The 16,068-nt window shown below is 35.9% G+C and carries 12 protein-coding genes; 4 read left to right on the top strand and 8 right to left on the bottom strand.

Annotation, left to right across the window (positions count from 1 at the left end; genetic code table 11):
• Nucleotides 1-162: 162 nt before the first annotated feature.
• Genes DM800_RS03295 through DM800_RS03285 form a run of 3 tightly spaced genes read left to right on the top strand, consistent with a single transcriptional unit; the run spans nucleotide 163 to nucleotide 3,932 of the window.
• The gene (locus DM800_RS03295; RefSeq protein WP_098132242.1) at nucleotides 163-1,701 is read left to right on the top strand and encodes a spore germination protein; all 1,539 of its coding nucleotides are present in this window, start codon (nucleotides 163-165) and stop codon (nucleotides 1,699-1,701) included.
• On the top strand, nucleotides 1,698-2,795 hold the full coding sequence (locus DM800_RS03290; protein ID WP_147786393.1) for an endospore germination permease: 1,098 nt from the start codon (nucleotides 1,698-1,700) through the stop codon (nucleotides 2,793-2,795). Before DM800_RS03295 ends, DM800_RS03290 begins: the two co-directional genes overlap by 4 nt.
• The gene (locus DM800_RS03285; RefSeq protein WP_147786392.1) at nucleotides 2,796-3,932 is read left to right on the top strand and encodes a Ger(x)C family spore germination protein; all 1,137 of its coding nucleotides are present in this window, start codon (nucleotides 2,796-2,798) and stop codon (nucleotides 3,930-3,932) included.
• A 79-nt stretch (nucleotides 3,933-4,011) separates the two neighbouring features.
• On the opposite strand, the gene DM800_RS03280 is transcribed toward DM800_RS03285, so the two are convergent.
• From DM800_RS03280 to DM800_RS03260, 5 genes are all read right to left on the bottom strand, one after another.
• Nucleotides 4,012-4,146, bottom strand: coding sequence for a hypothetical protein (locus DM800_RS03280; protein ID WP_001116178.1), 135 nt, complete (start codon nucleotides 4,144-4,146; stop codon nucleotides 4,012-4,014).
• Nucleotides 4,147-4,203: 57 nt separating this feature from the next.
• A complete protein-coding gene (locus DM800_RS03275; protein ID WP_147786391.1) occupies nucleotides 4,204-7,566 on the bottom strand; it encodes a tubulin-like doman-containing protein in 3,363 nt (1,120 codons plus the stop codon).
• A 73-nt stretch (nucleotides 7,567-7,639) separates the two neighbouring features.
• Entirely contained in the window at nucleotides 7,640-9,739 is a 2,100-nt protein-coding gene (locus tag DM800_RS03270; protein WP_147786390.1) for a vWA domain-containing protein, read from the bottom strand.
• A gap of 256 nt (nucleotides 9,740-9,995) precedes the next feature.
• On the bottom strand, nucleotides 9,996-10,334 hold the full coding sequence (locus DM800_RS03265; RefSeq protein ID WP_088608899.1) for a VOC family protein: 339 nt from the start codon (nucleotides 10,332-10,334) through the stop codon (nucleotides 9,996-9,998).
• 224 nt (nucleotides 10,335-10,558) lie between these two features.
• Nucleotides 10,559-10,894 (bottom strand): hypothetical protein, encoded by a 336-nt coding sequence (locus DM800_RS03260; protein ID WP_147786508.1) that lies wholly within the window; start codon nucleotides 10,892-10,894, stop codon nucleotides 10,559-10,561.
• Nucleotides 10,895-11,029: 135 nt separating this feature from the next.
• On the opposite strand from DM800_RS03260, the gene DM800_RS03255 reads away from it, so the two are divergent.
• Nucleotides 11,030-11,413: a hypothetical protein gene (locus DM800_RS03255; protein ID WP_048544012.1), complete on the top strand. Its 384-nt coding sequence runs from the start codon at nucleotides 11,030-11,032 to the stop codon at nucleotides 11,411-11,413.
• Nucleotides 11,414-11,453: 40 nt separating this feature from the next.
• Here DM800_RS03255 and DM800_RS03250 read toward each other — a convergent pair whose 3' ends face one another.
• The 3 genes from DM800_RS03250 to DM800_RS03240 all read right to left on the bottom strand — a co-directional run bounded on the left by DM800_RS03250 (nucleotide 11,454) and on the right by DM800_RS03240 (nucleotide 15,958).
• The gene (locus DM800_RS03250; protein ID WP_098115791.1) at nucleotides 11,454-12,173 is read right to left on the bottom strand and encodes a class I SAM-dependent methyltransferase; all 720 of its coding nucleotides are present in this window, start codon (nucleotides 12,171-12,173) and stop codon (nucleotides 11,454-11,456) included.
• Between the two features lie 113 nt (nucleotides 12,174-12,286).
• Nucleotides 12,287-13,993, bottom strand: coding sequence for a peptide ABC transporter substrate-binding protein (locus DM800_RS03245; protein WP_147786389.1), 1,707 nt, complete (start codon nucleotides 13,991-13,993; stop codon nucleotides 12,287-12,289).
• 258 nt (nucleotides 13,994-14,251) lie between these two features.
• A complete protein-coding gene (locus DM800_RS03240; RefSeq protein WP_147786388.1) occupies nucleotides 14,252-15,958 on the bottom strand; it encodes a peptide ABC transporter substrate-binding protein in 1,707 nt (568 codons plus the stop codon).
• Nucleotides 15,959-16,068 lie beyond the last annotated feature (110 nt).

The following is a 16,068-nucleotide window of genomic DNA, read 5'->3' as shown; positions in this document are numbered from 1 at the left end:
AAACGATAGATTCATAACAGGTCATATCACGATTCCATCTTTAACACTATAATTATAGCGTTAAAGATGGAAATATACAATATAAAATTTAAACTACGCATATGTCAGCACGGAACTATCCATAATAACCCATATAAAACATAAAAAGGAGTAAGCGAACAAATGGGGTCTTTTAATAAATGGATACGTGGTGAAAAATCTTTCTCTGCACAAGAACAAGCTGATCACCTTTTAAATAAATCTATCTCTTCCTCTCTTTCCCTTAATCTAAAGCACTTGTCCAAACTTTTTAGCGGTATTCCAGAATTAATTACACGTACTTTTCCGTTAAAAAACGGAAAAGTAGCTGCAATTATATATATGGAAGGACTTGTAGACAAAACCGTTATTAACATTGATATTCTTCGACCTCTCCTATTTAAAGAGTGGAATGAAGTTGATTGTTGGGAATCCTCAGTTACAGTCGGGAATATAAAGAAAGTTCAGCAGTGGTCTGACATTGAACATTCCCTTTTACATGGTAAAAGCATTTTATTTATAAATGGACAACTTACAGCATTAGAACTAGATACGCAATCGGCGCCAAAAAGAAGTATTGAAGAACCTACAACAGAAACTGCTATAAAAAGCTCCCACGAAGGATTTAATGAAGTAGCGAGCGACAGTCTTGCACTTATTCGTCGATATATTCCAAATCGCGAATTGAAAGTGAAGGAATTCACTGTTGGTGAACGAGCTACTTCAAAGGTTTTTTTGCTGTACTTAGCAGACGTTGCAAACGAAGACGTTGTACAAGAAATGGCATGCCGTATCGAATCAATCAAAGTGGATGCCATTATTACTACTGGAGAATTAGAAGGGTTTGTTGAAGATAATTCCTATACTCTCTTTCCGCAATTATCAATAACCGAACGCCCTGATACAACGGCCCATCACATTTTGGATGGACGAATTGCTGTTGTTGTAGACCGCTCACCCGGCGTATTAATTGGACCTATGACCTTTTCATCTTTTTTTCAGACGATAGATGATTACAGCTTCCGGCCAATGATTCCATCTTTCATACGACTACTTCGTTTTACCGGACTATTTATTGCAATATTTGCTCCAGCTCTTTATATTGCTATGATTTCCTTTCATTATGAAGTGATTCCACTTAAATTATTGTTAACAATTGGAGAATCTCGAGCTAAAATTCCTTTCCCCCCTATATTAGAAGCACTTTTGATGGAACTAGTACTTGAAATGCTCCGCGAAGCTGCGGTTCGGCTTCCTGGTCCCGTTGGACAAACGATTGGAGTCGTAGGAGGGATTGTCATTGGGCAAGCTGCTGTCCAAGCAGGAATAGTAAGTAATGTTATGGTTATCGTCGTATCTATTACTGCAGTCGCTTCTTTTATCATCCCTAACATGGAAATGTCAGCAGGAATTCGGCTTCTTCGCTTTCCAATGATGATAACCGCTTCTTTGTTTGGGGTCATTGGAATTATGGTCGGGATGGCAGTTATCATCATCCATATTCTTTCTATGGAATCACTTGGTGTTCCTTATGGTAGTCCTTTTTCTCCGTCATTTGCTTCAGATTTAAAAGACATTCTTGTACGTTTACCATGGAAACTAATGAAGAAACGACCACTATCCCTTAACTTAAAACAAGAGAATCGACAACGCGATATAGAAGAAACGGAGGAAGATAAGTGACAAAGCGTGCAAAGAGGGAGATTAGTTTATTTCAATACATTTTAACGATTAGTGGTGTTCAAGTAGGGTTCGGTGTACTTACACTGCCACGTGAAGTTGCGCAAGGGGCGAATACAGATGGCTGGATGTCTATTATAATAGGATGCGCTATCACTACTTTAGTCAGTCTATGTATTGTAAAAATTATGGAAAAACATCCCGGGTATACTTTACTTGATGTGCTAACTCGTTATCTTGGGAAGTGGCTAGGAAGAGTAGGAATGATTTTTTGGATTTTATATGCTGTTCTTGCAGCTGTATCCTTAATTTTTTCCCTCTTATACGTTATTCACATTTGGATTTTACCTAGATCTTCAATGTTTTTAATCATGATGTTATTATCTATCCCAATGGTTATGCTCGCATGTAAAGGTGTTCTTATTATTAGCCGCTATGCTGTTTTTACTGTCTTATTTACACTCTGGATGCCATTGCTATTATTTATCCCACTTAAAGACGGGCATTGGGTTTATCTTCTTCCTCTCCTTAAAGAGGGATGGCTACCAGTTTTCAACACAGTAAAATCAACTATTATTGCCTTTCTCGGATTTGAGTTTGCATTTGTCCTTTATCCTTATCTCAGTAATAAATCATCTGCAAAAAAAGGAATCGTTATTGCAAATATGATTACTTTATTCGTTTACCTGCAAGTTACGTTCGTTTCTTTCGTTTATTTTAGCCCAGATGGTATAACTAAGTTTTTATGGCCCACTCTTTCTCTTGTTACACCATTTCACTTTTCATTTCTGGAACGGTTTGAAATTATCTTTTTGTCATTTTATCTCTTCATTATTTTTGATTCTTGCATTCCTTATATTTTTACTGCCTCAGATGGAATCAATCAGTTACTTAACAAAAAAGGGAGTTCATTACCTATTTGGTTTTTATTATTCGGGTGTGTTTTCGTTTTATTTTTTTATATCCCATCCTCGTATCAAATAAGTGCATTGCGGGAATTTTGGGGAACTGCAAGTTATTTTATCGTTTTTCTATTCCCAGTCGTATTTCTCTTATACATGACACTTTATCAGCATTGGAAAAGGAGAAAAATTTAAATGAGACGCTTTATTTTCACTATATTTTGCTTTCTCATAACCTTTTTAACAGGATGTGGAGGAGATCGGCTCGACTTAGAAAAACAATCCATTTCATTAATTTACGGGTTTGATGCACAAGCAAAAGGAAAATTAATTGTATACCACGTAAACCCTATTTTTAATGAAGATGTGGAGAAAAAATACGAAACTCATGAAGCGACAGTACATACCCCTCGAGAAGCAAAAGCAACATTTAATAGTTCAAGTAGCGGTTTAGTATCTACAGAAAAGTTACAACTCATTTTATTTAGTACGAAATTTTTAAAACAAGAAGGAGCTATGCCTTACCTTGATGTTTGGTATCGCGACCCTAAAAATACTGGAAATATGCGCATGGTTGCAGTAGACGGTCCAATCTCTTCAGTTATATATAATAATTTTAAAGATAAGCCTGCACTTCCTGAATATTTAACAGATTTAATTAATACGAACAAACTATACAATCGAACCGCGTTTACGACATTCCATGAATTCCATAGGCAAACTTTTAATAAAGGTATAACACCTGCTATCTCAGAAATAAAAAAAGGTAAAAAAGATATTCTCGTTACCGGCTCTGCATTATTAACTTCTCGCGGAATCTATAAAATGTCTTTAAATCGATATGAAAGTGCCCTTCTTCTTCTATTACAAAAGAAAGCGAATATACCCGTTTCACTTACACTGAAAATCCCTTCTAATTCAGTTGAAAGTAATAGTCATCTAAAAGATACAGACGGCGACGACTTCGCAACAATAAATGTTCTTAGCATGAATCGTGACATTCACACAGGCTATAACGATAACCACTTCAAATTTAATATTGCAATGAATTTTAAAGTTTCCGTATCTGAACTTACATTCAACATGGATATAGACAAAGGTAGAAAGAAATTAACTTCACTTATTACAAAACAACTAAACAAAGATTTAAACGATTTAATCCACAAAATTCAAAAACAGCAACTTGATCCATTCGGGTTTGGTGATTATGCGAGAGCATTTCAATATAAAGAATGGAAAACGGTTGAAGACGATTGGCCGAGTGCCTTTTCAAAGTCTAATGTGAAAGTAGCACCTACTATTAAAATTTTAGAGAACGGGATTATTAAATAAAAAAAACACGCTACTTGCTCTTATACGTGCAAAGAGTAAGTAGCGTGTTATCATTTTTATTTTGAAGCTTCCTATACAGTTACGCTTCTGTTTCTGGTTCTTCGTTTTCCGCCTGTTCCAATCTTTGCTGCTCCGCAAGTTCGGCTGAAATCATTCCATAATAAATTTCTGGATACAATCCAAATATTTGATATACACTTCCTAAAAACGGCATCGGAATCCCTCTTTTCTAAAGTTGTATTGCCACTTTTAAGGATTCCCTTTTCATTCATTATACATTCGTTTTTGGCGTTTCTTCTTCATCATGAACGCTTAATAAATTTTGCCACTTTTTATAAGGAGCACTATTTGGATCTACATAACCTTTCGCGTACGAACGATCCCACAATTGTTTAATAAACATTTCTTTCTCTTTCTTTGCAACCATATCGGCACCTGTACCGTAATAGTTTTGGAAATATAACTCAATTTCGTCAAGGAATAATCTTAATAATTCATCAGAAGTTTCTTCTAACGTTGGATCATATTTTGCTTCACGGTCATACATTAAAATCATATCTAAAATATTATGGACATGCTCTTTACGAAGCCATCTAATATCTTGAGCACCTAATACGAACGGATGTGTATATAAATGTCCGCCCTGTATCATAGCTTTTTCTTGTTCTTCTTCAAATCTGGACAAGATGTTTTCATAAATAAACGGATTATGAAGCAATGCTCTGTGTAATTTATAACTTTCACTTGAAATATTTTTTCCCATCGACTGAATTAAGAAGCTACGTCCAACACCGTTATATTGATACACGAACTGGCCATCAACAGCAACTAAACTAATCCAACGATACATATACGCGTATAGAAGAGCGCGATTACATTTATCGTAATCCAACTTCGTTTGTGTTGCATTTAAGTCTGGCATGAAAGCTGGCAAGTGCCAATATTTATCTAAATGCGGCGTTAAACTAGATTTTTTACTATTCAACTTGTTCACACGGCGATAGTAAGACTGAAAATAATCACCTTTATCATTCATAAATCCATTTGCAATATGTCCAGACGACAGCTTAGGAAAGTCTTGTAGTGATAAACCGTAATGCGCACGATAACAAATGACTTCAAATGGCGAAAAAGCTTCATGTACTGTATCTTTTTCTTTAAACATTTCTTGAATTAATTCCTCTTGCAATTCTTTCTTTAAAGATGGATGTATACCCCAATATTGTAATTCCCTATGATGGGAAACTTTCGGAACGAATGGACTTGCTAAATGGAACAAGTCTTCAATTTTTTCACGGACGTATTCATCACGATCACGCTTCTTATAATCTGCCTCTTTTCGTAACGCCTCAACGATATTCAGCTCTAATTTATCACGATAGCGTATTTGTAATTCATCGTAGCAATAACTTAGTATGTGCTCACGATAAAAATCTTCTACTTTTTTCGATTGAATCTCTTCTGTTTTTGCATCCCGGCAATATTCCCCGTATAAACTCATATAAATTTCCGCAGATATATCTTTCGGTAATACTCCCAAATTTAAATGTTGCTGCATATCTTGCCATATCTTTTCTTGCAGCTTCTCTTCAGCTAATACGTATACATTCGTTGGGTTTGTTTTCCCTTCAAACTCCTTGCTTCGTTTTTGAATTTCAAACAATAAATTTTCACGCGTTTCGTATAAATTATCAAAAAACCTTTCCCAATATTGAATCATTTTATTAACTGCTTGATAAAGCGATTGATAAACGAGTTCTAATAGCATTTCTTTACGATACTCGTTTAATTTGTGTACATACTGCGTTACAATATCTTCAAATTCTTTTTTAAACAAACGCTGCTGATTATTAATCATTTTTCCAAACCAGCCTTGTTGCTGCGCAATTTCTACTCGGCGAACAGCTGTTACCGTTCCATCAATATTACTCACATTAAATTTCTTATCGTAGTTTTGAATTAAATTACGCTTTTGTTCATTATTTTCATGTAGTCGATTCATTTTCTCGACTAACTGCTTTCGAATTTCATACAACATAAAACGAGCTGATACTGGATGAACAGGATCTGTTTTCTTTAAAAACCATGTATTTAATTGATAGGACTGCCCTTCAGAACCACTTGGTGAAAAACGGTCTGATTCAATCATGTCATACAATAGTGTCGTTACATGCTCATGTACGCGGCTCGGAATCGCATACGCATATAAACGAACCGCATGATCCACCCTTGCTACTTCACCTTTCATTTGCTCCATCATTTTCAGTTTAGCAGCCGAAATTTTACACTCGTGCTGCAGTCGGTTTAATTCCTCATCTTTTTGCACCGTACGCTGTACATAACTTTCTACAGCCTCTAAAAACAGTTTAGATTTCGCAACACCGACCTTACCGCCCTCTGCTCCTTCACGCGTTTCATTGTACATTTGTCTATAAAAAATATGAGCCTGTTCTGGACGGGTAGCAAGATGTTCTAAGTCTTCTAAATAACTTTTCCCACGCTCTGGCTTTTCACGTTGCATCCCGCGTTTGACGTCTTGGTCATATCTTTGCTTCTTCTCTTGAAACAGTTGATCTAAATGCAGCCAAGACTCATCTAAACCTTGCACAGCCCATTTTAAAGCACAATATTTTAACACGTGCTCATACGGATAAATAATCTTTGCCGTTCCTGCCCCGCAATATCGTCCTTTCCCACTTGATTCTGCTAATTGCTGAATTTGATTATCTTCCTGTGCAAAATGATTTGCAGACATCGGACTAAATAACTGTAAATAAATCGTATTTGCCATTTGCTCCATATAATCTGATAAATTGTGCAGATGGTGTCCATGTAGATTTTCGTAATCGTATAGGAAACAATAATTGTATGGTAAATGATGTTGTTTAATCGTATGATTCGTTCTTCCGTCTTCATCTACTTGATCAGGTCGATATTCTAATTCAATCGTCACACCGCCACGTTTTGATAATTCTCCAGTGGAACCGAGTGTAATGGCATGTAATTCTTTTAACGAGGCATAGCCGTTTGCTTGCACCGTTTCAAATTCTTTCGCACTAACCGTTCTCGTCTTAACTAAAACATCCGGCATTAAAAACGCACCACGTATTAAAATGTTGTGATGCTGCAGTTTTTTCCGAAGCATTTCACGTAAATATAATGCAATTTGTAGAAACATCCCTGAACCTGTTCCGCCCGCTAGTGATGTTACGATAATGACACGCACTCCATATTCCGTTTGATCGCTTGTAACCGGAAAAATCTTCTCGATTTCTTGCCAAAAGGATGTCAATTTATCTTCTTTCATCGCAGCAAGTAACGCTAAACGGGAAATGACGCGTAACTGTCCTGCCCCTTCTGTCAGTGGTTTATCAAGTATAGTCGGGTCCATCGGAAACCACTCTGGAATCGTTGGATCTCCTGCAATATACTCTCTTGGCGTTTTACTAGAACTCGTTTGCGTCTTAAACTTTCGAATATGATCAAATTTACTCAATGTATTCACATCTGTATCAAATACGTGCATTGCTACCTTTTTTCGGCGCTCCTCAGGTAGCCTTTCATATATTTGATGTGTCACAGTACTACCGATTCCACCTAAACCAATTAATATCGTTGGAACTTGTAACGTCATGTGAACCACCTTCCTATTCTTGCTTGTTTGAAAAGAGGGGAGAAAGATAAGACTCCCTCCTTTTCCCTATCTACTATTCACACTCATATTTGTAAATTTCTTTACCATACCCTCTATCAATTACTAAAAGTTCATTTGGATATAGCGTCTTATGTTCCATTCCAACCTCATCTTCTGTTATAAACATCCCATCAATAATCATTCCTACTACTTGTGACTCTTTCGCTACAAATATTGATTTCGATCCTTTCTTTGCTATAAACGTAACGGATTGCACAGTCTTTCTTTCTGCTCGGAATGGAATGCCAAAATAGTGTTTCCACCATTTATTTTTAAGTAATTCTGGCTCAGATTGATATAACCAATCTTTCGCTACCTCTTGATCCCATTCGTAATACAATAGCGCTTTTCGGTGAAATCTTGGACGAACAATCCATCCTAAAACGATTATTCCTACTACTAACAATAATAAAGTGATAGGAATAACAAACTTAAAAATAAGCGCATATTTTTCATAGAACGGTGCATTTTGAATATGAAGTGATATATTTTTCTTAACTTCTTGTAATTTTGAATCTTGCACTACGATGGTAGCTTCTACGGTGCCGGTATCTGTAAAATTGAATGTGTCGGAGTAATGAGGGCGAGGATAAATATAAATTTGATTATCCTGTTGTTTTATTTCATAGTTGATTGATTGTTTAGATGTGACACCAGTAGATTTTAATAGTTTCTTTACAGCTTCTTCTGTCATCGGCTTACCATCTAACTGTGGTTGTATAATAAACGGTTTACTATTCTCTAAATTCGTTACTTTTTCCTCATAATCTTTCGTAATAGTTTGCAATGATAATTTTGGTTTTTCAGTTACTTCGATTTTAAATTCCTTTGTCTGTCTGTAAAACCCCTTTATGTTCATATGAACTTTCCCGCGCACTAACCCTTTATCGATCTTCGTTTCGTAGTAAAATACATGTTTTTTATCGTCCCACTTCATCGGGTACTGTTTTCCGTCTATTTCTACTTCTGACTGAAAATATGAAGACTGAATTGGTAATTCCGTAGGCTTCGCTTCAATAACAGCAGTAACACCTTCGTACATTTTCTCCACATTTTTTTGACTACTATCGTCTTTGTCATAAGTAGAAACAGTATAGTTAAGCGCCGGTTCAACTAGTACTTGTAATCCTTCTTTCTCAATATCTCGATCCACTTCTATCGTATACGTTCCTGGTTTAATAACTTCGTGATTTTCCGTACTTATATGAACTATATTTCCGAATAATTTCGCTTCACCTGGTGCATGTATGGAATAAGAAGATTGTAATTGTAATGGTTTAGAAATTTGTGTGACCTGATAATTAGACAAAGAAGGCGATTGCCGTACAAGCGTCATACGCTTTAACGGGAATGGTGTTGTAATCTCTACTTTCTTTCCTACTACTTTCGTTTTTACAATCGATTCAACCGAGGAGAACGGATCACGATTTGCAACTAATGCTGCCACTTGATTGACGCTTTTTACAATACCATCCTCTCCACTAGATGGCATCGTAACGCCATTTATCTCTTTCTTCCATATTTCTTTAAACGTATTTAGTTGTGCCTTTTCTTGCTGCCCTAAATCCTCTTCCATCGTAATTAAAATTGGATGTAACGATATCTTTTTTGTATCCATTTCTTTCTTAAACTGTGCTAGCTTCTGTGTAATTTGTTCTTTTCCGCCAACCTTATCTTTCTCTAAATCATTAAATGCCCCGTCAGTTAAGACAATAAGCCAAAATTCACGTTTTCCATCTATATCTGCTTCCTTTTTTATAGATTGCATCGCCGTCTCTACTGCGCTAAACGGAGTATTTAAATACGTTTTCCATGCTCCAATTCCCTCAATTTCTGTTTGTCTCTTATCCTTCGTTAACGAAATGTTTAATGGATCATTCGGCTTGCTCATTGGAACATAAGAGAATTTATCTTTTTCATCTAATAGCGCAACTAAACTTTGCAAAGCATAATTGGCATATTTCCAGCGATCGTTATTTCTCATGCTGCCCGAATCATCATATACAAGTGAAACGACCCTTTCCTTTGCCTCCTCTCCTTTTGCAAAAGTCCAAAAAGGATGTAACCATATAAATAGAAACAACATGAATGTGGCACAAATTCGAATTTTCATGATGAGGCTTCGCCACCTTTGTAGACAAATTCCTATGTTTAAATTTATGAGAGGATACAAGATATATGACTTGTATTTTAGGACAACTAGCGCAGCATAACTTTATTATGTAAACAGATATATATATTGAATATGATTCCTTCTAGCGTTTTCTATCCGATACTATAAGTAAAAAAGCCTGTTTAAGCTCTACACTTAAAACAGACTTTTCCTACTTTTCATATTGAAAACAAGCATCAAAAAGTTTGATTTTAAATTAACACATCACTTCAATTGTAAATCCGCCAGGTGCTTCAACATAAAACGTATACGCATGTGCACGTTTAGGAGCCTCAACCGAAAATCCATCTTCCTTCAATCTTTGATTTATCTTATCTACTTGTTCATTATTTTCTTGTGGAAATCCTACATGAAATGTTTTTGGATAATGTACGTCTTTCCCTTTCATTAACGTTAGTATAAACCCATCATTATCACGCATAACTGCAAAGCCATTTCCCCTTGTTCCACTACAAGTTAAACCAAAATATTTTTCTAAAAACTCTCTAGCAGCTACTACATCTGAAACTGTTAAATTAAGATGTTTAATTTTCAAACCATCACCTTCTTTCTTAATTTTCTAACATTTTATCATATAAAGTGAAACTTTAATCAGTGGGGGTTTTGTTCATCCCCCACTGATTATCAGCCCTCACCAATCGGGCTTTTACGGGCAGTTGATCCCCTACCTAACTTCTTTGCTTCCGCTGAATTTTGAGGTGGGGGTCTTACTGCCCGTTAATGCGGGACAAATAAAAAACACGCCTTTCACAGCGTGTTTTATTGCTTCACATACACTTCAACAATTGGATTATCTTTATGATCCGCATGTAAGCGTATATTCTTTTCACTTGTACTATAAATGTTAGCTAATAACATAATCGTTAACACATTAGGAGTTTTTGCATCGCTTCCGTATTTTCTTTCAAGTGCTTCCTTGTATTCAAACTCCAAATCCCCCTGCACATATGTATACACTTCAAAACCATCTTTTAAATTGCAAACTACTGTATCAATAATATCTGCCCCAACTTGCTTCTTCATTTCCTCTCGCAAAGCTTCAATAAACTCTTCCCACGGTACTTCGTATATCTGAAACTGATCTGTAGATTTCATTGCCTTTTCCTCCTTATATATCCTTCTCCTATATTTCCCCTTTCCTATAACAATTATGATAGATAGGACATTCGTACAAGCCGCACTTGTCCCCATTACATATCGTATTACTGTAATGGGGAAGGAGGAAAGAACATGCATAGACAAAAATGTTACGATACGTGCCAACGTTATTTCGGTAAAGTCGTTCGAATTGAAGATCGTGATGGTCGCATTCATTTAGGCAAAATAATTGATGTGACAAACAGCTCTGTATGGATTGAACCAGTGCAACAGCGCTCATCTTTTGATACAGGATTTGGATACTATGACGCATATGCAAACGGTGGCTGTGACCTTTGTGGGGGCCTTAGCAGATGTGATAGTTGCGGATTTGGTTGTGGTGGTGGATTCAGCGGCTGTGGATGTGGCGGTCGTGGTTGCGGTAGTTGTGGTGGCTGGGGCGGCGGCGGCTGGGGCGTTGAACTCGGATTTGGTTTCATCTTCGGAATTACATTAGCTGCATTATTTTTCATTTAACATAGTAAAGAGTTGACTAGCTTTAGTCAACTCTCTTTCTTTATTTTTCACATATAAAAATACGATGTCCTAAAATATGTTGGTACATAAGTCGTACATTTTCATGCTGTACCCATGCCTCATATAATTCATTTGGAATATGCGAGGATACATTCCATTCTGGCTCTTCTATATAGCCCGAGATTGTTTCTGCAATTGTACCACCGCCAGCAATTGTAATTCTTTTAAAATTTGCTTTCTGAAATAATTGTACCCATTCACTCTCAGTTAATAGTTCTTTCATCCCGTATAGTCGGGCAATTTTTCCTTCCTCACTCTTCTCAATGTGCCTATCAATAATCATTTCAATGACAACAAGTTTACCGTCTTTCTGTAGTACACGATAGCACTCCGGGATAACCCTTTCTTTCTCTGTAAAAGCGAGTATCGATTCTCCGAGTACGAACTCAAATGAGTCATGCAAACAAGGTAATTGCTCTACATTTCCTTCAATTAATTGAATGTCTATTCCTTCAAACGACCATCTATCTTTCGCCTTTTGAATCATAATCTCATTCTTTTCAACCGCCGTTACTTTATAACCATATTCTTTTGTCATATATGCCGCCGTTTTCCCCGTACCACAGCCTATCTCAAGGACATTTGCTCCATATCTAAAAGGCAATTGTGCTAACAATTGTTTCGTTAACGTAAAACCACCAGGATGAGCACTTCCTATTCCGTAATAAGCTAGGAAATCGATGTAAGTATTTCGTTTCATAGAATTCTCCTTTAAATTTTCTATAATACATATATTCACCTATCAATAAATCGTGCACATAAAAAAAGCATTTCCAAGTGCTATACCGCAACTTGAAAATGCTCTTCTCTTTTTTATTTCTCTTCTACATACGCCCATTTGAAACTATATTCCGGACTAATATTATGTTTCACAATTCCCTTTACATTCGGTTTCATAACATATGATCGAGCATTTTGATATAAAGGTACAAGCGCTACATCATCTTCAAGTAATATTTTCTCAGCCTTTCCTAACTCAGTCCAACGTTTTTTTGCATCAGCCATCCATTCTGTCTTACTTTTAGTAATAATGTCATCATATTTTGAATTTGAGTAGCTCATCTGGTTCTGAGAATTTGTCGTTTCGAACATATCAAGATATGTCATTGGATCCGCATAATCTGGATTCCAGCCACCATATGAAAAATCATAATCTTGGTCTGATTCTAATTTTAGTTTTTGCTTAAATGGTTGCAGTTTAATATTTACTGTGACGCCTTTTAGATTCTTTTCAACTTGATCTTTTACATATTCTCCAACTTTTTTCGCATTACCAGTATCATAATTTAACAGTTCAATTGTTACTTGATCTTTTCCAAGTTCTTTTTTCGCTTCTTCCCAAGCTGCTGCTGCCTTTTTGGAGTCTTGTTTTAAACCATTCTTAAACGTTTCTGCGAAATCTTTACCGTCTGGTCCACTCGCTAAACCTTTTGGCACTAAGTAATCCACTGGTTTTGAACCATCATTTAAAATAACATTTGTTAAAGCTTTCTTATCAATTGATAATGCAATTGCTTCACGGAGTTTTTTGCTCTTTAACGGTGTATCTTGCCCACCACGTTTTTGGTTTAGACGTAAGTAAAATGTACTCGTTTCCGAATATGCGCCAAACTCCTCTTTATTATTTCTATACTTATCAACAAATTCACCTGATAAAAGTGCGAAATCAATTGCACCTGTATCATATAAATTTACTCTAGTAGCTGGTTCTTTTACTACACTAAAGTTGATTTCATCTAGTTTTACAGTCTTTTTGTCCCAGTACTGATCATTTTTCTTTAATTTCCAGCCTTGCTCATGCTTCCAATCAGTAAGAACAAAAGGTCCGTTATATACTGTTGTATCAGACTCCAAACCGTATTTATTCCCTTTTTCTTTTACGAATTTTTCATTTAATGGATAGTATGACGCAAATGCCATTAAATTCAAGAAATATGGTACTGGTCTTTCTAGTTCAACTTCAAGCGTATGATCATCTACCGCTTTTACACCTAATGTAGCTACTTCTGCTTTTCCTTGATTAATTGTTTCTGCATTTTTAATATAGTAAGCAATAAATGCATACTCAGCAGCTGTTTTTGGATCTACTAGACGTTGCCATGCAAATACGAAATCTTTCGCCGTTACTGGATCACCATTTGACCACTTTGCATCTTTACGTAGTTTAAACGTATATTTTTTACCGTCCTCGCTTTTCGTGCTAGATTCTGCTACAGCTGGTATTGGCTTATTATCTTTATCCAGGCGATATAAACCTTCCATCGTATTCCCTAAAATTTGTGCGCCAAGTGTATCTGTACTTTTTGAAGTATCCATCGTCGGAATTTCATTCGTTTCTGTACGATTTAGCACTTGCTTCGCTGCATATTTTATATCAGATTTTTTCTCTTCCCCGCCATTATTAGACGTTGTAGTCGGTTTCTTCTCCCCACCAGATCCAGAAGAACATGCTGTTAACGCCATACTCATTGCTAAAACTGGCACTACAACTGCCGTTAGTTTTTTCATTTTTTTCTTCATTCTTGTACCCTCCCCAATTTATATGTACGAAACTATTTTTGAGAGATTTTCTATGACCTTAATTATTAACACCTGTTAATTCCCCACAGTTTTAAAGTTTTATTTTATAGTAACTATGTATTTTACTATTACTACTATACGAATTCTCCCCCATCTACTATATGTCAGTACCACTTTTCTTATTCTTCTCTATTTAATTGAATAGAAAAAGAGCGTGTTAAAAGTAAATTATCTACTTTTAAACACGCTCTTTTGTTATTATTTGCCTTCCGTTACATAAGCCCACTTAAAGCTATATTCTGGACTGATGTTATGTTTCACAATTCCTTTTACATTCGGCTTCATTACATACGCTCTTCCTGTTTGATATAAAGGAACTAATCCAGCATCTTCTTCAAGGAATAATTTTTCTGCTTTTCCTAACGTTTCCCAACGCTTCTTCGGATCAGATAATAATTCATTACCTGCTTTCGCTACCATTTCATCATATTTTGGATTCGAATAACTCATTTGGTTATATGGGCTCTTCGATTCAAACATATCAATAAATGTCATTGGATCTGAATAATCTGGGCTCCAACCTGCAAACGAAACTTCATAATCTTGTGCTGACTCTAATTTTAGTTTTTGTTTGAACGGCTGAATTTTCGTGTTAACCGTTACACCTTTTAAGTTTTTCTCAATTTGATCTTTAAAGTAATCAGCGATTTTCTTCGCTGTTCCATCATCATAGCTTAGTAATTCAATTGTCACTTGGTCTTTTCCAAGTTCTTTTTTCGCTGCTTCCCAAGCTGCTGCACCTTTTTTCGGATCATATTTCAGACCATTTTTAAATGTATCTTGATAATCTTTACCGTCTGGTCCTGTCGCAAGTCCTTTTGGTACTAATTGATCTGTTGCTTTTGAACCGTTATTTAAAATTACGTTTGCTAATCCTTTTTTATCAATTGATAATGCGATTGCTTCACGAAGTTTTTTGCTCTTTAACGGTGTATCTTGTCCGTTACGCTTTTGATTTAAACGTAAGAAGAATGTACTTGCTTCTGAATACTCACCGTACTCTTCTTTGTTTGATTTATATTTATCAACGAATTCTCCTGATAATAGTGTGAAATCAATTGATCCTGTATCATATAAGTTTACTTTCGTCGCAACTTCTTTTACTACACTATAGTTAATTTCTTCTAATTTCACAGTCTTTTTATCCCAATACTGATCATTTTTCTTTAACTGCCATCCTTGTTCATGTTTCCATGAAGCCATAACGAACGGTCCATTATACAACGTTGTATCTGCTTCTAAACCGAACTTATCTCCTTTTTCTTTTACGAACTTTTCATTTAAAGGATAGTACGATGGGAATGCCATTAAATTCAAGAAATACGGTACTGGTTTTTCTAATTCTACTTCTAGTGTATAATCATCTACTGCTTTTGCTCCTAAATCTGTTAGAGGTTTTTCACCTTTATTAATTGCTTCTGCATTTTTAATATAGAAAGCGATAAACGCATATTCTGCCGCTGTATTTTTATCAAGTAAGCGTTGCCATCCGTATACGAAATCTTTCGCTGTCACAGGATCACCGTTTGACCATTTTGCATCTTTACGTAGCTTAAATGTATATTTTTTTCCATCCTCGCTTTTCGTACTAGATTCTGCAGCAGCTGGGATTGGCTTATTATCTTTATCTAATCGATATAAACCTTCCATTGTGTTCCCTAAAATTTGAGAACCTAATGTATCAGTAGATTTTGAAACATCCATCGTCGGAATTTCTTGATTCTCTGTACGATTTAATACTTGTTTCGCTGCGTATTTAATATCAGATTTTTTCTCTTCCCCACCACCACTAGACGTCGTAGTTGATTTCTTCTCCCCACCAGATCCAGAACACGCTGTCAACGCCATACTCATTGCTAAAACTGGCGCTACAACCGCCGTGAACTTTTTCATCTTTTTCCTCATTTTTGTACCCTCCCCAATTATATGTACGAAACTAATTTTGATAGATTCTCTAATAACTAGTTATCAGAAAATTCTTATTAATTAATATTCTACTAACTTTTCAGATTTTG

Origin of the sequence: Bacillus sp. AY18-3 (assembly GCF_008042305.1) — a bacterium.
Taxonomy (GTDB): domain Bacteria; phylum Bacillota; class Bacilli; order Bacillales; family Bacillaceae_G; genus Bacillus_A; species Bacillus_A wiedmannii.
Note: the sequence above shows the minus strand (reverse complement) of the source record. Positions and strands in the feature narration are given on the sequence as shown.